The 19361-nt window shown below is 34.0% G+C and carries 11 protein-coding genes; 10 read left to right on the top strand and 1 reads right to left on the bottom strand.

Annotated elements, in window-relative coordinates:
* The first annotated feature begins 100 nt into the window (after window positions 1–100).
* From BN2390_RS13770 to galE, 10 genes are all read left to right on the top strand, one after another.
* On the top strand, window positions 101–1852 hold the full coding sequence (locus BN2390_RS13770) for a sensor histidine kinase (RefSeq protein ID WP_053984914.1): 1752 nt from the start codon (window positions 101–103) through the stop codon (window positions 1850–1852).
* Complete coding sequence (locus tag BN2390_RS13765) at window positions 1853–3415, top strand: response regulator transcription factor (RefSeq protein WP_053984913.1); 1563 nt, start codon at window positions 1853–1855, stop codon at window positions 3413–3415.
* 127 nt (window positions 3416–3542) lie between these two features.
* Complete coding sequence (locus BN2390_RS13760) at window positions 3543–4928, top strand: carbohydrate ABC transporter substrate-binding protein (RefSeq protein ID WP_053984912.1); 1386 nt, start codon at window positions 3543–3545, stop codon at window positions 4926–4928.
* A 97-nt stretch (window positions 4929–5025) separates the two neighbouring features.
* Window positions 5026–5937 carry a carbohydrate ABC transporter permease gene (locus BN2390_RS13755; RefSeq protein ID WP_242847677.1) on the top strand — a complete coding sequence of 304 codons (912 nt, stop codon included), beginning with the start codon at window positions 5026–5028 and terminating at the stop codon, window positions 5935–5937.
* An 11-nt stretch (window positions 5938–5948) separates the two neighbouring features.
* Window positions 5949–6800, top strand: a complete 852-nt coding sequence (locus tag BN2390_RS13750; RefSeq protein ID WP_053984911.1) for a carbohydrate ABC transporter permease — start codon at window positions 5949–5951, stop codon at window positions 6798–6800.
* Between the two features lie 24 nt (window positions 6801–6824).
* A complete protein-coding gene (locus BN2390_RS13745) occupies window positions 6825–13769 on the top strand; it encodes an endo-alpha-N-acetylgalactosaminidase family protein (protein ID WP_053984910.1) in 6945 nt (2314 codons plus the stop codon).
* 206 nt (window positions 13770–13975) lie between these two features.
* The gene (locus tag BN2390_RS13740) at window positions 13976–15424 is read left to right on the top strand and encodes an arylsulfatase (RefSeq protein WP_053984909.1); all 1449 of its coding nucleotides are present in this window, start codon (window positions 13976–13978) and stop codon (window positions 15422–15424) included.
* A 24-nt stretch (window positions 15425–15448) separates the two neighbouring features.
* Window positions 15449–16369 carry a nucleotidyltransferase family protein gene (locus BN2390_RS13735; RefSeq protein WP_053984908.1) on the top strand — a complete coding sequence of 307 codons (921 nt, stop codon included), beginning with the start codon at window positions 15449–15451 and terminating at the stop codon, window positions 16367–16369.
* 1 nt (window position 16370) lies between these two features.
* On the top strand, window positions 16371–17474 hold the full coding sequence (locus tag BN2390_RS13730) for a phosphotransferase enzyme family protein (RefSeq protein WP_053984907.1): 1104 nt from the start codon (window positions 16371–16373) through the stop codon (window positions 17472–17474).
* A gap of 18 nt (window positions 17475–17492) precedes the next feature.
* Entirely contained in the window at window positions 17493–18500 is a 1008-nt protein-coding gene (galE, locus tag BN2390_RS13725) for a UDP-glucose 4-epimerase GalE (RefSeq protein WP_053984906.1), read from the top strand.
* 72 nt (window positions 18501–18572) lie between these two features.
* Here galE and BN2390_RS13720 read toward each other — a convergent pair whose 3' ends face one another.
* Window positions 18573–19328 carry a DUF6062 family protein gene (locus BN2390_RS13720; RefSeq protein WP_053984905.1) on the bottom strand — a complete coding sequence of 252 codons (756 nt, stop codon included), beginning with the start codon at window positions 19326–19328 and terminating at the stop codon, window positions 18573–18575.
* Window positions 19329–19361 lie beyond the last annotated feature (33 nt).

Genomic DNA, 19361 nt, shown 5'->3' with positions numbered 1-19361 from the left:
GCTTATAAAGTATAATTAAGGGTGAACATAATTGTATAAAAGAATTTTAATTATATATAAATAGCTTTATGTAAAAATGTATAACTCGGGGGAAGATACTTTGCGTAAACAACTTAAATTAAGATTGAGAAATATATCTATTGAAAAACGGTTAGCGTATGCATTTTTTTTACTTTCATTAATTCCAATATTATTTGTTGGGATGTTATCAACGACTATAGCTAAACATTCTATTATTGAGAAAAGCACCAATTATATTGTTCAGCTCATGGATGCAGTAGAAGATAATCTACAAAACAAATTAAAAGGGTATGAAGGTTTTCTAAATGAATTAATGGTCAATTCATTAGTACAACGTAGTTTTCAAGTTGATGATATAGCCACTAATGCAGATAAGGCGAAAATGAATAATCAAATTAATGACATGCTCATTACAAAGATGTCATCCTATCCTTATATACGGGATATGAAAATGATTAATCTGGGAGGAGAAGTCATTTATCAACGTGGCTATCTGTTAAATGATGATACCCATATAAAAAGTATTGTTAACTCTATTAACCATATAGGTGGAGGCGTACAATGTTTCAAGCAATCGATCTATGGAGAAGACTATATTGTACTATCTAAAAAGATTAATTCAGTCTATACGCAAAAAGAAGTAGGATATATTGTTCTTATTATTAAAGAGGATGCCGTTAGAATAATCTATGAGGAAATAGATTTAGGTAAAGGGGCAAATGTTTATTTAGTAGATAACAACCAACAAATTATTTCGTCACAATATGAAGTAGAAGAAGATATATTTAGTGAAAAATTATTACAGAGTTATAAAGAGTCTAGAAAGCAGGGAAAGGAATATTTTGAGTATGTAGAAGGAAAAAATCACTATACTGTTGTAGGGGGAAGTATAAAGACGTTTGGAATAGAGTGTATAGCCACTATCCCTAATGATCATTTCTTAACGGAGATTAAGGAAATGCAAAGGAATGTAGTAGGCATCATTATTATATGTTTTTTCCTATCCATTGTTTCGTCAAAGATTATTTGTAAAAGTATTATTGATCCTTTGAAAAAGTTAAAAGGTTATATTAGTAGTGCTATGGAGGACAAGTTTAATACAGTTTATATAGATGATAGTCCTGATGAACTAGGGATGCTGGGAAGAAACTATGTCCAGATTACTAATGAGATGCATGAGATGATTCAGAAGATTGCAAGGGATGAAAAAGAGCGTAGAGAACTAGAGTTAAATATGCTACAAGCTCAGATTAACCCTCATTTCCTATTTAATACATTAAATTCTCTAAGATGGATTGCTATGATGAGTGGTGCAGATAGCGTAAGTGAAGGTATTTTAGCACTTTCTGACCTATTAAAAAATACGATTATTCAAAAAGCACAGTACATAACCATTGCAAATGAGCTAGAAAATGTTAAGAACTACATACTTATTCAGAAACTACGTTATGGAGATTCTTTTAAATTAGATCTACATGTAGATAAAGGATTAATGAACTATAATACATTAAAATTTATTTTACAACCTATCGTTGAGAATGCTATTATTCATGGTATTCGCTTAGATGAAAGTTTATTGACAATTAGTATAAGTATTAAAGAAGAAAAAGAGGGTCTATTTATTGAAGTAAATGATGATGGTAAAGGCTTTGATATCACACAGATGGAGGGTAGTGAAGGAAAGGATATTAGATTATCAGGTATAGGTATTAATAATGTTATTGATCGTATACGTATTAACTTTGGAGAACCATATGGCGTACAAATCAACAGTCAAATAGGAGAAGGTACACAGGTTAAACTATATATACCAAAACTGGGGGAGGTTTAAATGTATAACGTATTAATAGTAGATGATGAGAAGATTATTCGTATAGGTATGAGAACGATTATAGATTGGGAAGCTTATGGATTTAGGGTAGCAGACATTGTAAGTGATGGAGAGCAGGCCCTAGAGGTTATAGAAAATCAAGAAATTGATTTGGTTATAACAGATATTAAGATGCCTAAGATGGATGGTATACAGCTGGTGAAGGTACTTAAGGAGAGAGAGTTTGAAGGACAAGTTATTATGCTTACGAGTTATGGCGAATTTGACTTAACACGTGAGTGCCTTAGATATGGTGTACATGATTATTTATTAAAAGGAACATTACGTTCTTCTGAACTTACTCAGGCCTTAGAAGCTGTACAGCCTAAGTTGAAGAAAAGGATAGCTAAGACACAAGAAGTAGACCAAGAAGGGAAGCAAAAAGAACAAGAACTTATAAAAGAAATTATTCTCAAGGTACTAAAAGATACAACCTTTACACCACCAGTAGCAGCATTTGGAAAGAGCTATCAATTTTTAGTAATTAAACATATCAAAAGTAAGTTTGAACAAGAAAGAAATATGGATAGAACACTTAAAGATTATAGTACAGCTATACAAAATATTATATCTGAGGTTCTACCTAAGAGAGGCAAACCTTTTTTAATATTTGAGGGGGATTGGTGTTTATATAGTTTACCAACAGTAAGTGAAATCAGCCATCCAGAGGTACTTAAAATCAGTTTACAGATACAAAATTTAATTAAGTTATATACAAATATTAAGGTTATAAGTGTAGTTGGACGACCAATTTATACAACACATGATCTAGTAGACTCTATAGAAAAATGTAGGCAGGTTGCAGGAATGGCCTTTTACTGTGGGTATCAAGATGTATTAAAAGAAGAAAAAGTTCATGGGCTTAAAGACTATAAATTTAAAGATAAAAGTATCTATGAAAAGCAATTACATAATGCTATGAAAAAGGGAAGTTATGCAGAAGCAGTACATACGTTAGAAGCTTATATAGAGAAGTTAAGAGAATACTATATTCCGCAAAAACAAGTAGAGCAGATTCTAAATAATATCTTACATCGGTTTATATTAGACTATGGTATTTACTTAGATAAAAATAAGGAACACTTAGAAAATATTATTGATAAATATAGAAAGAGTACCTTATTAGAGGAATATCACGGATTGATTAATGAACTTATTTATACTATTTGTACTTATATGGAACAGGTGAGAGATAAACATTATCGCAAAGAGATTGTAGAAATCATGGATTATGTAGAAGGGCATATTGGGGAAAAGATTACTTTAGCCTCTATAGCAAGCCAAGTAAATATGAATGAGAGCTATATAAGTAGGATGTTTAAGAATGAAACAGGCATGAATATTATCAATTATATTAATATACGTAAAATGGAGAAAGCCAAGGAACTTTTAGGGGAGAAGAATATGATTGTCAAAGACGTGGCTTATGCACTAGGATTTGAGGAACAATCTTATTTTAATAGGATGTTTAATAAATACTTTGGTGTAAATCCGAAAGAGTATAAAAAATGTACAAATAGTTAAAATTAGGGTAAATTTTAGTGTAAAAAATATACAAAAGTTAGTAAATAAAGTTTATTTAAATTTAAACTATTGTCTACTATAATTTAACTAGAAAAGCGAAACAGCTTCATCTAAGGAGGAAATTACTGTGAAAAGAAAATTTATTGCAACTTTAATGGCAACAGCAGTTATGGGATCAATGTTTACAGGATGTTCAAGTACGGCACAACCAGAGACACCAAGTCAAACTCCAGATACACAAACAACTCAGGAAGCTCCAAAAACAGAAGAGCCAACAGATTCAGCAGAAAAACAAGTATTAGATATTGCAGTATTTGAAGGTGGATATGGTAGAGCATACTGGGATGCAGTAGCAGAAGCTTTCGAAAAACAAAATCCAAATGTAGATGTAGTAGTAAATGCAAACCCTGAAATTGGTGAAATTATTCGTCCAGACTTATTATCAGGTAATGCACCAGACTTTATCTACTTACCATCAACTAATAAATCAGGTATTACAGATGCATTAGTAAAAGATAAACTTTTAGCAGATCTTTCAGATGTATTTGCAGATTCTGAGATTAAAGATAAAATGTTACCAGGGTTTATTGATAACGTAGCAACTCAACCTTATGGAGATGGTAAAGTTTATTTAGCACCACTTTATTACTCAACAACAGGTCTTTTCTATAATAAAACAGTATTCGAACAAAATAATTGGGATGTACCAGTAACGTGGGATGAATTCTTTGCTCTTGGAGATAAAGCAAAAGAAGCGGGCCGTTCACTCTTTACATACCAAGGTCTTGCACCAGGTTACTTAGAAGCTGTACTTTTACCAGCTATTACAGCTAAAGTTGGTCCAGATAACTTTATCAAAGCACTTAACTATGAAGATGGTGCTTGGGAACAACCAGGTATTGTAGAAGCTATGGACAAAGTTGCTCAGATTGCAACAGGTGGTTACTTAATGGATGGTACAGTAGCACTTAGTCATACACAAGCTCAACAACAATGGTTAAAAGGAGATGCTCTTTTCATTCCATGTGGTAGTTGGTTAGAAGGTGAAATGGCAGATTCTCCAAGAGAAGATGGATTTGAATGGGGATTCACAGCTGCACCAGTATTTGATAAAAATGATACAAAATATGTATTTACTACAGTGGAAGAAATGTTTATTCCAGCAGCATCTGATAATGTAGACCTTGCAAAGGAATTCTTAAAATTCCAATACTCAGATGAAGCAATTGCACTTAATGCGCAAAATGCTAAAGGTATCCCACCAGTAAAAGATGCAGCAGAACAACTTAAAGATGTTGTATCACCAGCAACTTATGAAACATACAAATTATTTGACCAAGGCTATGAACCATCTATCTTAAGATTTGGTAGTGTTCAAGGTACAGAAATTAGCCCAAGAAGTGAATTATTTGGTCAAGTTGCATCTGTAATGAACGGTGAAATGACAGGAACACAGTGGGCAGCACATATGGAAAGTGTATCTGATTCAGTTAGAGATTATGTAGTAAAATAGTAAAACTAGAAGGCGCAAATGACGGGAGAGGTATGTTTTTTTACCACCTCTCCTTTTTTTGCCCAAAATACAGAAATTCGATGGAGGAGATAGCGATATGATCAGTCTAAAAAAGCTTATGCCTAAAAAACAACGTACCCGCAATAACATAGCCATTGCGCTATCATTAATACCTGCGTTATGCCTCTACACTTTATTTGTGATTTATCCAACGTTTGATGTATTTAAAACCTCTCTTTTTCAATGGAGTGGATTATCACCAACTAAGACTTTTGTAGGATTTGATAACTTTATCAGGCTATTTAATGATCCAAAATTTTGGTTAGCACTTAAAAACACATTATTCTTATTACTTGTATGTACGATTATTACAATGTTTTTATCTTTATTTTTTGCAGCAGCACTTACGCAAACAAAACTTAAGGAGAAGAATTTCTACCGTGTACTTTTCTTCTTCCCTAATGTTCTATCTATCGTAGTTATTGGTGTACTTTTTAGTAATATTTATGAACCGAATACAGGAATCTTAAATTCATTATTAAGAGGGATAGGACTAGATAATCTAGCCAAACCATGGTTAGGATCAGGTAGCACGGTACTGTGGGCAATAGCAATTGCTATGGTATGGCAAGCAGTTGGTTACTATATGGTTATGTATATGGCTGGCATGGATGGTATCTCACCAGAGTTATATGAAGCAGCAGATATTGATGGTGCAGGTAAAGCGACACAATTCTTTAAAATTACCATTCCAATGATCTGGAGTATCATTCGTGTAACTATGGTGTTCTTCATTACTTCTACACTTAATATGAGTTTCTTATTTGTAAATGTTATGACAGATGGTGGACCTAATAGCCAGTCAGAAGTACTTCTTACATATATGTACAGACAGGCATTTACAAATTCAAACTTTGGATATGCAATGGCAATTGCAGTAATTATCTTTGTAATCGCCTTTACACTTGCAATCATCAGTAATCTTTTAACTAAAAATAAAGGGGCATAGGAGGTGACCTTATGGAAAAGAAAAACAATCATAACTTGGGGAGAATTTTAAATAACACATTACTTCGATGTGTACTTATTATAACAAGTGTACTTGTCATATTGCCTATTACTTGGGTAATCTATACGTCTTTCAAAACAAGTGCAGAATTCCTCAAAAATCCTTGGGCACTTCCAAGTACACTTAATTGGCAAAACTATGAGAATGCTATTGAAAAAGCAAATATGGGGAGTTACTTCCTTAACTCTATAGGCGTTACATTAGGGTCATTGATCTTATTATTTATCCTAATAGTGCCGGTAGCATATGCTTTATCACGATTTGAATTTAAATTAAACAAATGGATTGTTATGCTCTTTATGGCAGGACTATTCATTAGTTCTAACTATATCGTTGTTCCAATCTTTATGATATTAAAAGATTTAGGTGGATTAAATAAATTATGGGTTTTATGTTTTGTATATGCAGCAACGACTATGCCGTTTAATACCTATCTTCTTACTGGATTTATGCAAGGTATTCCAAAGGAGTACGAAGAAGCAGCGCAGATTGACGGATGTGGTTATTGGGGAACTTTATTCAAGGTAATTATTCCAATGTCAAAACCAGGCTTTGTAACAATAGGGGTATTTGCTTTTATGGCATATTGGAATGAATATATTATGGCATTAACTGTACTTAAACCAGACAACTATACATTGCCAGTAGGACTTAAGAACTTAATGGAAGTTCAAAAGTATGCTACAGACTGGGGTGCAATGTTTGCAGGGCTTGTAATCGTAATGGTACCAACTATGATCTTCTATGCACTTGTACAAAAACGATTAACATCTGGGCTTAGTATTGGAGGATTAAAAGGATAACACAAAAATTTGAGGAGGTAATTTATGAAAAAGAATTATCAGAAATTATTGGGTGGAGTAGCGATAGCATCTGTACTTGCTTCACAACTCACAGGTATTGTGGCATCACCGATTAAACCTTATGTCATTGAAGGAGAGTATGTTATTAATCCTTTAACAAGAGATGACATTCTTTCAGTTGAAACAAGTAATGAATGGAAAAATCCATCTGGGGAATATGAAGGTAAAGACTATAGTGGAAGTATGTTATTTGACAACAACTTAGGAACAGTGTGGCAAACAACGGGCGCAGCGCTTACTTTAGCAAAACCTGAAGTGACAACTGATGCAGCACTTTCAATTAATAATATAGAGGAACCTGTTACACTAACAGTAGAATTGAAAGAAAAGAAATCTATTAAACGTATTGAAATTATGCCTAATCTTAAAGCTGATGCAGGTGATTTTAATGGATCAGTGAGAGAGTATGAAGTCTATATGGGTTCATCCTTAGGAACATTAGCAAAGGTTAAAGAAGGTACATTAGATAATGAAGTAGAGACTCAGACAATTGAATTTGAAACATCTATTGAAGACGTAAAAATCATACGTTTTGTAGCAAAATCAGGAGTAAGTGAAAACTTATCATTAAAAGATATGACTATCTATTCATCAGAGTTAGTTAATCAAAATGAGCAAGCAGGACGTACTAAGCTTAGTTCAGAAACTATCATTGATATCAAAGCAGATAGTGTAGATGGCAATCACACAGCTAATTTAGCTGTTGATGGTAATAACAATACTTACTGGAAATCAGCAGATGGAGCAGTAGGAGCAGGGCTTGGTACATATTTTAGTTTTGAACTTGATAAAAGTTATGATATTAAAGAACTTGCTTTACTTCCAATTCAAAATGATTCTAACAATGGTGGTATAAAGAGCTATGAACTTTATATAAGTAATGATAAAGATCATATGGGAAGCCCTGTAAAGGTAGGTGAATTACCATCTACAGGTGGTTTAAATAGACCAGCACAAAGTATTTTATTAGATCAAGCAGTAGAAGGGAAATATGTTAAGTTACATATTAAATCAGGAGTAGGAGACACTGCAGGTATAGCTGATTTAGGTGTTTATGTAGATGCAAAAGAAGAAAGTGATACAACACTTCGTTATGCAGCAGTAGATGTAAAAGGAGTTACTCAAGAGTTTGAAGTAGGATTTGGGAAAACAAGTTTTACTTACCAAGTACCTTTTGTAATATCTGAAGGGGATGTAAAGCTTTATGTAGAGGCAAATTCTCCAACAGCAAAAGTATCAGCACCAGTAAAGTTAGGTAACACCTATACAGTTACAGTTACTGCAACAGATGAAACCAAACAAGACTATACGTTCAGTATAAGTGAACTCTCACAAAGAGGACCAGAAATTGAAGTTATAGGGGTATCAGGAACAGGTTCACATTATGGTAATGATACACCTGATAAAGCTAAAGATGGTAATTTTAATACTAAATGGCAAGCTTACACACCTGCACAAGGTTATTCAAAACCAACTCTTCTTTTAGAATTAGATAAACCACAGCCAGTTCAATCCATGACGATTCACTTCAGACAGGATCATAAAAATGGTGGGGTAACAGCATACGAAGTATGGGCAGGAAATGATCCAGCAAATCTTAGATTGTATAAAGTTGGAGAACTAGATACACCATATACAGCAACAAAAGCACCTCAAACAATAGAGTTAAATATTCCTGATAATGTTAAATATGTACAATTCTGTCCAACAGCAGCACATGAAATTGCAGCTTTAACAGAAGTGTTTGTTTATGAGCCAATACCATTAGGTACAAGTGCAGAAATCACAATGGCAGAGTACAGTTTAGACGAAGGAAAGACATGGAAAGAAATTTCTATGAATCCAGATGTTACAGATTATAATATTACCTTAGATCCATTTGAAACAAGAATACCTAAGGTACGTGTAAATACACGTAATACAGAGTCACAAGTAGGTATTAAAACAATTTCTACTACAGAAGGTAGAATAGGTATTCAAGTTACTTCACAAGATGGAACAGTGACAAAAGATTATACATTTAACTTTGCAAAACGTGCTGCAGATAAAAATGTAGTACTCAAAACAGTACTTTATAATAATGAAAGTTTAGCACTTACAGCAGGAAAAACAGACTACAATGTAGTACTTCCTATGGGAACAACAGAAGTAGATATTGTGGCAGTGCCAGAAAGTACTTATGCAACTGTAACCGTAAATGGGCAAGAAGTTGAAGTTGTACAAAATGCTAAGGCAAATAGATATGTAAAAGTTCCAGTAGCAGATGGTAAAGCAAAAGCTGAGATTGTTATAACAGCTGAAGATAAAGAAACAGTAGGACGCTATAATATTAACTTTACAGTAAGTGAATCAAATGAAACAGCCCACTACATTCAAAATTTCTCTAATGCAGAATTAGTAGATTGGAAAACTATGAATGATAGTGATAGAGAAAAAGTAATAGCTAGTATTATTGATGTTGATGATGATGCTAAATACCAAATCAATACAAAAGATTTAACAAGCTCACGAATTGCTTATATGGATATGAATTCACCAAGTATCCAAAATGGAACCATATCAGTAGACCTTACAACTACAGATGTTGTACCAAATCCATTTGGTATCATTCTACGTGGAGATGTTCAAGCTAAAACATATACTAGTTTAGCTTATGAAAGTTATAACGGTACACATAAATGGTTTATTCAAAATAATGCAGGTTGGAGTAAGGAACTCTTTAGTATGGAATTAGAACCAAATACAACCTACAAATTACAAGTAGAGATGGAAGGACCAGCTCTTAAAGTGATGATTGATGGTGTAGAACAATATAGTGGTACACCTGAAATGCAAGGTGGTTCAGACGGTAAGTTCCTTGATATGAAAGGTCAATTTGGATTCTTATCATGGTATAGTACAGGTATTGGCTTAAAAAATCATACAGTTATTTTAGATAATATTGAAATTCAAGAAGCAGCAGCTAAAGTTGGAATGCAACCAGCTAGACCAACTGATGCAAAAGATATTCCACTTACATTAGGGGAGATGGAAGTTGTAGTAGATTCAGCATTCCCACGTATTATGGAATACAAATTAGATGGTAAGACAGCTTTTATAGGCCAAGAAAAGTTTGTAAGTGCTGTAGCAATTAATAATAGAGTATATTATCCATCTTCAGTAGTATGCACAGAAGGGGAAAGCCAAATTGACTATACATTAGCATTTGAGAAAAAAGATGAAACAGGTAGAGCTATCCCATTTGCCGAAATCGATGTAACGATTGCTCTTACACAAGATGGTAATTCAAAAGATCCAAAATATACGAATAATACGAATGCACAAGATCGCAATATTATAGAGTATAAAGTGACTGCAATTAGAGAGTTACATGAAACAGAAAATGTAGAAACTGTGGAATTTGTAGGACAAAACTTAATTACTGTATCAGGTGAAGGTGCAGGCTATGGAGCAATTAAGGCTCAAGGTGGTAGTAGCGGTATTAGTGAAGTATTTGGGGATATGAGTGGTGTAGTACCTTATGAAGTAAAAACTGAAAAAGTTACTTATCCTTTAATCTATAACAATAATTATGCAGCAGCTATTGAGAATAATGTGATTACTCCATCTGATAGGATTGTTTTAACCAAAGATGGTATTTATGACAATATGAGTTTTGCAAATGGTCCATTTACCTATAGATATCGTGAAAGTGTATTTGCAAATAATGATCAAACTGAAGCGCTTCCATCAGCACGCATTATCATTGGAGCAGAGCAAAATAATGATAATCAACTAGATTGGCAAGATGCGGCTATTCTCTTTAGAGAAATTATGCCAATACCAAAAGGTTCAGAAGATATCAAGGACCAAGTATGGTGGATCGCAATGAACTTTACAAGTTCAACATCAAATCCATTCTTACGTGTTTTAGATAATAGTAAATTACTTAGTCATTATTATGATGGATTTGGCCAAATGATCCTTAACAAAGGTTATCAAGGAGAAGGCCATGATGATTCACATCCAGATTATGCAGGCGTAGGTATTCGTCAAGGCGGAGCAAAAGATTTTAATATCTTAGGTGAAGCTGGAGATAATTATAATGTTAAGACAGGTATTCATATCAATGCAACAGAGTATATGTTGGATGCAGTAAGTACTAAGCTTGAAAATCTTCAAGGAGGAGAGCTTGGTAAATTAGATCATGGATGGGCGTGGTTAGATGCATCTTATCATGTTGACCAAATGAAAGATTTACAATCAGGTGAACTTGAACGTAGATTAGATGAGCTAGCTGAAGCAGTACCTACATTAGATTTTACTTATGTAGATGTATACTATCGTTCAGATTATCATTCACAAAAATTTGCTGAATTACTTAACCGTAATTGGACAGTAGCAACAGAGTTCTGCGGGCCATTTGAAGGTAATCAAGTATTTACACATTGGGGCACAGACCTTTATTATCCAGGATCAGGTTTAAGTTCAGATATTTATCGCTTCCTTTACAATGGTTATAAAGATGCATTTAATCCAGATGAGTTACTAAAAGGTATGCAAATGCCAGGAGTAGCTTCATGGCGTGGTGTAACAAATATGTTTGAAGGTGTAGAAATCTTCTATAACCAAAACCTTCCAACTAAATATATGCAGTATTCACCAATTGTAAAGATGGCAGAGGATAGAGTAGATTTTGAAAATGGAAGTTATGTAGTACGTGAAAATGGAAGTATTAACTTATATAGTAAAGACAAAAATCGTATTGCAATCATGACAGAAGATCCAACAAGATGTAAATCAACTGTGTTCATTCCTTGGAACCCAATTGAAGAAGATAAGATTTATTATTGGAACAATGATGGTGGAGAAACAACTTGGACACTTCCAAATAGTTGGAATGATGTAAATGAAGTTTATGTATATGAACTTACTTCTACAGGTCGTGAGTTTGTGAAGACAGTAAGTGTATCTAATCATCAAGTAACACTTGATTTACCAGCACAAGTACCATATATCATTGAAGATAATGCGACAGATATAAATGGGTTACCTCAAACAACTGAATGGGGTGAAGGTAGTCTTGTAAAAGATCCAGGATTTAATAGTCTGAAATTTGGTGATGGCAAAGGAAGCTGGCAAAAACTTTCAAAAGCAGATAGTACAGATCATATTCAAATGATCAGAATGGAAGAAACAGAGCTTTATGATAATAAACTTAAAGTAACAGGTAAAGAAGATGCACTTATTGCTCAAGAGGTTACAGGTTTAGAAGCGGGTAAAACTTATACAATTTCTGCATGGGTAAATTCTGATAGACTTGTAGAATTAGGTATGCTTATGGATGATAAAGTGTATGTTGCAGATATTGATGATAATACAATCAATAATAAAGTTAAAGATCATAAATATACAGGAAAAAATTATCAACGTATTCGTTTCGATGTAGTAGTACCTGAAGGTGTAACTAATGCTCAGCTTTATTTACATTTACCAGCAGCTGAAGAAGAAAGCATAGCTATTATTGATGATGTTCGTATTTTCGAACAACCAGGAAATACAGATCGTAATAAGGATGGAGCTATTTACTTTGAAGACTTCGAAAATGTTGATGAAGGATGGGGTGTATTTGAATATGCTCTAAATGGAGGAGCATCTAAAGTTCACCTTGCTCAGAAGGATCCAGAAGGTCGACAAATTAAGAGCTATGCATTTGACGGGCAATGGTCACTTAAGGTATCTGATAATAAGACTGGAGAAGTTATTATTACTTATCCATCACATGTTACTTTCCAACCTAATACTGAATATACAGTAGAATTCGATTACACACTGTTTGCTGAAACAAAAGGTGAGACATTGTCAGCAGATGAAAGATATCCATATACATTCTCTGCTAAAACTAAGAGTGGCACTGTATTAGGTACAGAAACATTAAAACCTAGTACATTAGGTAATGGAGAGAATGGTGGTAATAAGAATCATGACCCAAGTGTAGAAAAGGTAAGCCTTACATTCACAACACCAGATGAAGAAGGCGTATATATTACAGTATCTACACCAAATGGTATGCCAAATGGTGCAGGAGGATCAACTTCTACAGCACTTAACACACTTATGATTGATAATGTAGCAATTTATAGTGAAAATCATAAAGTGGAAGAGCCAACATTACCAGATTATCCAATATTTGATGAAGATAATAATGGTGGTGGGGATGACAACAATGGTGGTGGAGATGACAATAATGGTGGGGATGACAACAATGGTGGAGATAACAACGGTGGTGGTAGCAATATTACAAAACCAGAAGAATCTAAACCAGAAGTAGAACCTACTAAACCACAACATGCTCTTGATCAACTAGTGCCAGGTAATGCTGCTCTTATTACTGATATTTCTTCACATTGGGCTCAATCAAGTATTGAAAAGGTTATTATGAGAGGACTTATGGTAGGAAAAACAGAATCTAAATTTATGCCAAATGAACAGCTCAGTCGTGCGGAGATGGCCATGGTTATTAATCGTATAGTAGGTGAAGTTGAGACTAAAGAATCAACTTATACTGATATTGTAAAAGATGCATGGTATCAAGATGCGATTAATACGGTTGCAACTTTAGGTATTATAACAGGATATCCTGACCAAACTTTCAAACCCAATGCTTCTATTAGTAGGGCAGAAACAATTGTAAGCTTAGTAAGAACATTAGATTACTTGGGCTTATATGAAAAAGTAGATACAGAAGTAATTTTAGGAAACTTTAAAGATGGTGATAAAGTACCAGAATGGGCAAAAGAACAAGTAGCTTGGGCAATTCAAAACAAACTTATAAGTGGTTATCCAGATGGCACCTTAGGTTTAGAGGAGCTAGTAACTCGTGCTGAAATGTCTAAGATTCTAGATAGCTTTATAACAATTATAGAATAAATTAGTTTTGATAAATAAGGTATGAAAGGAGACTTTCATACCTTATTTTACATATAAGTAAAAAACACTAAAAAAATGAAAAAAAATTTACTTAATGAGTAGTAATTTCAGATTAATTCAACTATAATATAAGAGAGGATGAAAGTAAAAAAACAAATCCTCCTTTAGTAAAGGTAAGTTCAGATCAATTTGAGAGAGGGAATGAAATGACAAGACCTAATATTATACTAATAGTAGATGACCAGCACCGGGGTGATTGTCTAGGGATAGCAGGACATCCAGATGTTAAAACACCTTACATCGATAGTTTAGCTCAGAGGGGGATATTGTTTGAGAATGCTTATAGTGCATGTCCAACATGTATACCAGCTAGAGCAGCACTTATGACTGGAATGTCTCAGGAAAATCATAAGCGTGTAGGCTATCAAGATGGAGTAACATGGGATTATGAACATACTTTAGCAGGAGAACTTTCAAAAGCGGGTTATTATACTCAATGTGTCGGAAAGATGCATGTGAGTCCATTAAGAAATTTACTAGGATTTCATCATATAGAATTACATGACGGATATTTACATCATAACCGTTATGCATCAACACCTTATTATGAAAATCAAAAAGTAGCAGATGATTATCTTTATTGGTTAAAAGAAGAAAAAGGTATTTCTTGTGACATAATAGATACAGGTATTGAATGTAATTCATGGGTAGCAAGACCTTGGATGTATGATGAACAGCTTCACCCAACCAATTGGGTAATCAATCGTTCATTGGATTTCTTAAGAAGGAGAGACCGTCAAAAACCATTCTTCTTAATGACTTCATTTGTACGCCCACATCCACCATTTGATGCACCACAATGTTATTTCGATATGTATAAAGATAAAAAACTAGCCACACCATATGTAGGAGAATGGGCAGATCAAGAAAGCTATAAGAAATGGGGAAGAGTGTATGATTCTTCAGAAGGTATTGCCGATCCAGAATTATTAAGGCAGGCACAAGTAGGATATTATGCATGTATTACCCATATCGATCATCAAATAGGTAGATTGATTCAAGCCTTAATAGAAGAGCAAATTTATGATAATACGATAATCTTATTTGTATCGGATCATGGTGAATTATTAGGCGATCATCATATGTTTAGAAAAACAAGACCTTATCAAGGAAGCATTAAAGTACCATTTATCTTATCAGGATCAGATTGGCTTGTACCAAGAAATGGTGAAGTTACGACTAACTTAGTTGAACTAAGAGATGTAATGCCAACATTACTTGATTTTGCTGGAGCGGATATTCCAGATAGTGTAGATGGAAAAAGTGTCAGAATACAACCTAAAGACAAGGTAAAAGAAAGTAAGACATCCTGGAGAACTTATATTCATGGTGAGCATTCAGGTGGTCATATGGGGAATCAATATATCGTCACAGAAAGTGATAAATATATTTGGTATACCCAATCAGGCAAAGAACAGTTTTTTGATTTAAAAGATGACCCACATGAAGTGGTTAATCATATAGATACACCTGAGTATCAAGAAAGAATAGGACAATTACGTAATATTCTCATTCAAGAGCTCAAAGATAGACCAGAAGGTTATTCAGATGGGACTAAGCTTATTGTAGGATGTCCAGAAAAAGCAATACTTTAAAGTATACCAAGGGAGGAAGAAACAATGGAAAAACAACCTATTTTAGTAATCATGGCAGCAGGGATGGGAAGTCGTTATGGAGGATTAAAACAAATTGATCCAGTAGGAGCACACAAAGAACTTATTATTGATTTTTCTATTTTTGATGCTATTCAGGCTGGATTTAAAAAAATTGTATTTATTATTAAAAAAGTAGATGAAGAAGCATTTAGAGAAGCTATCGGAGATCGTATTGAAAAATACATAGAGACAGAATATGTTTATCAAGATTTAGAAAATATACCTGCAGGTTATAGTGCACCAAGTGAGCGTACAAAACCATGGGGAACAGGTCATGCTATTCTTTCTTGTAAAGAAAAGGTAGATCAACCTTTTGCAGTTATTAATGCAGATGATTACTATGGACCAGAAGCCTTTAAGAAAATCTATAATTTCTTATTAGAAGCAGAAGATGATGACAAATACCGCTATGCAATGGTAGGATATACATTAAGTAATACACTTACAGAGCACGGTCATGTAGCGAGAGGGGTTTGTAGCTGTATAGGGGACCAACTTGAATCTATTTGTGAACGTACACACATTGCTTATCATGAAGGGCAATCACAATTTTTAGAAGGTGAGACTTGGACACCAGTAGATAAAGATTCTATTGTATCTATGAATTTATGGGGATTTACACCAAGTATATTTAATACTTTAGAAGAAGAGTTTATAAAGTTCTTAGATAGAGAGCTTACAAATAATCCTCTTAAATCAGAATTCTTCTTACCTTCTGTAGTGGATGCACTTATTCAAAAGGATCAAGCTACCGTAACCGTATTACACTCAAAGGATAAATGGTATGGTGTAACTTACAAAGAAGATAAACCAGTTGTAGTAGCAGCTATCCAAGGTTTCCAAGCACAAGGCATTTATCCTTTAAAACTTTGGGAGGAGAGATAGTATGAAAGTAGAAGTCACATCAGAAGTTCTTAATCAAATGGTAAGTAAATTTAAATTTGAAGGTACTGTTAAGGGTGCAGAACCAACAGGAAATGGGCATATCAATGATACTTATTTAGTAACAATGGAAGATGGCACAAGATACATTCTTCAGCGTATCAATCACCATATTTTTAAACAACCTATAGAACTTATGGAGAATATTGAGAAAGTATGTAATCATGTACGTGCAAAAATCGAAGCAACAGGTGGAGATGTATCTCGCGAGGTACTTACATTAATTCCAACTGTAGAAAATAAAACTTACGTTCAAGATGAAGTAGGCTACTATTGGAGAGCATACGCATTCATCACAGATTCAGTATCTTATGATGTAGTTCCAAGTAATGAAATTTTCTATAACTGTGCAAAGACATTTGGTACATTCCAAAAGCTTTTAACAGATTTTGATGCATCAAGTTTATATGAAACAATTCCTTATTTCCATAACACAAAGAATCGTTTCAAAAACTTTATGGCAGCTTATGAAAAAGATGCACTTGGACGTAGTGAATTTGTAAAAGATGAAATTCAATTTGTGCTTGATCATAAAGCAGATACAGAAAGACTGTTAGATTTATATGAAGCGGGCAAATTACCACTTCGTGTTACACATAACGATACAAAAATTAATAACGTTATGGTAGATGAAACAACACATGAAGGTATTTGTGTAATTGACTTAGATACAGTTATGCCAGGTCTTGCAGCTTATGATTTTGGTGATTGTATCCGTACAGGTGCAACTTCTGGAGAAGAAGATGAAAGAGATTTAAGCCTTATTAGATTTATGCCTGATCGCTTTGAAGCCTTTACAAAAGGATTCTTAGAAGCAGTTGGAGATAGCTTTGATAAAGAAGAAATCTATTCATTATTAGTAGGATCAAAAGTAATGACATTAGAATGTGGTATGCGTTTCTTAACGGACTACCTTGAAGGGGACCATTACTTCAAAATTCATAGAGAAAACCATAATTTAGATCGTGCAAGAACACAATTTAAATTAGTTCAAGATATGGAAGCACAATGGGAACAACTAGAAAATATCATTAAAAAATTCATGTAAACTTAAGGAGTGAATCAAATGGCAATTCTCGTAACAGGTGGTATGGGTTATATCGGAAGTCATACAACAATACAACTTATTGAAGCAGGATATGATGTTGTAATCTTAGATAACTTATGTAATTCAAAAGTAGAAGTATTAGACTATATCGAACAACTTGCAGGTAAACGTCCAGCCTTCTACAAAGCAGACTTATTAGATGAAGAAGCAACAGAACAAGTATTTAAAGAAAATAAAATTGATGCAGTTATCCACTTTGCAGGTCTTAAAGCAGTAGGAGAATCAGTACAAATTCCTTTAACTTACTATCACAATAACCTTACAGGTACATTAATTCTTTGTAAAATGATGCAAAAATATGATTGTAAAAAAATCGTATTCTCATCTTCAGCTACAGTATACGGCATGAACAACGAAGCACCATTCGTAGAAACAATGCCACTTAGTACAACTAACCCTTATGGAAGTACTAAACTTATGACAGAAATGATTCTTTCAGATCTTAATGTAGCAGACAAAGATTGGAGTGTTGTATTACTTCGTTACTTCAACCCAATCGGTGCACATGAGTCAGGTTTAATCGGGGAAGATCCAAATGGTATTCCAAATAACTTACTTCCTTATATTGCTCAAGTAGCAGTAGGCAAACTTGAAAAACTTAGTGTATTTGGAGATGACTACGAAACAGTAGATGGTACAGGTGTAAGAGATTACATCCACGTATGTGACCTTGCAGCAGGCCATATTGCGGCAGTAGACTATGCAATCAAACACACAGGTGTAGAAGCAATTAACTTAGGTACAGGTAATGGCTACAGCGTACTTCAAGTAGTTAAAGCTTTTGAAAAAGCTTGTGGACACCCAGTAAATTATCAAATTTCTCCAAGACGTGCAGGTGACATCGGTACATGTTATGCTGATGCTGCAAAAGCAAAAGAATTATTAGGTTGGGAAGCTAAGAAAAATATCGATGAAATGTGTGAAGACACATGGAGATTTGCTTCTAGACATTACCAAACAAAATAAGCAGGTAAATGAAAAATTCCCTAGTTACAGGTCTATATAGAAGTGTAACTAGGGATTATTTTATAGAAGCATTTAATGTGCTTTTTTGAAAGGCTCATCTTGTACATAAATGCCAGCTAGCTTCTGAATACCGCGAGGAAGGGCATCTTGTGAGTTTTTCCATGGAGCAGATGCATTACGGTAGTCGTTTTTGTCGATAAACCAACCAATTTCATCTTCAATACGCTTAAGATTTTCTTTCATCATTTTTTTACTTGTTTCTAAGAAGAATGTTTTATTTTCTCCTTTTAATTGTGAAGGTGCCATTTCAAGAAGCATAGTGAAATGCTCTAGACACATCCCCTTACTATTTAAGAAGAGTGCTTTAAACTCATCGTTCGTTTGTAAAAGGTGGAAGAAAGTTTCCATATAACGTGTAAAGTTACGGTCAATACGTTCACAGATATAGCAACTATCTAATTGTTTGTGTAAAGAATCTGTAGTAGGTGAAGAAGCTGGCGTCGAACGTTTCATACGTTCAAAGAAACCAGGGCTTGGCAGCTCAGTGCTACTAAGAAGCTTATCTAAATCTTTTTCGAGCTTTTGATAATGAGTATGCAAAATAAAAGCTAGACCTAAACGGTTACCATAGTCATAAAGTTTTTTATAATGGTCTTTGCAAAAGCCTAGGTGATCTGTTTCAGCACGTATATCATCTTCCATATAAGAGGCACCTAGAGTAAAGCTAATGGCATCTTGTTCAAGAGTACGATGAATAAAGCAAAAAGGGCACTCATCATGAGCAGTAAAAGCATCTGTTAGAGGTATGGTATAAAGGTTATCTTTCATAAAGGTCTCCTATCATAGTATAATAAACAGAGT

It is taken from the genome of Niameybacter massiliensis (genome assembly GCF_001282685.1).
GTDB lineage: Bacteria > Bacillota > Clostridia > Lachnospirales > Cellulosilyticaceae > Holtiella > Holtiella tumoricola.
Note: the sequence above shows the minus strand (reverse complement) of the source record. Positions and strands in the feature narration are given on the sequence as shown.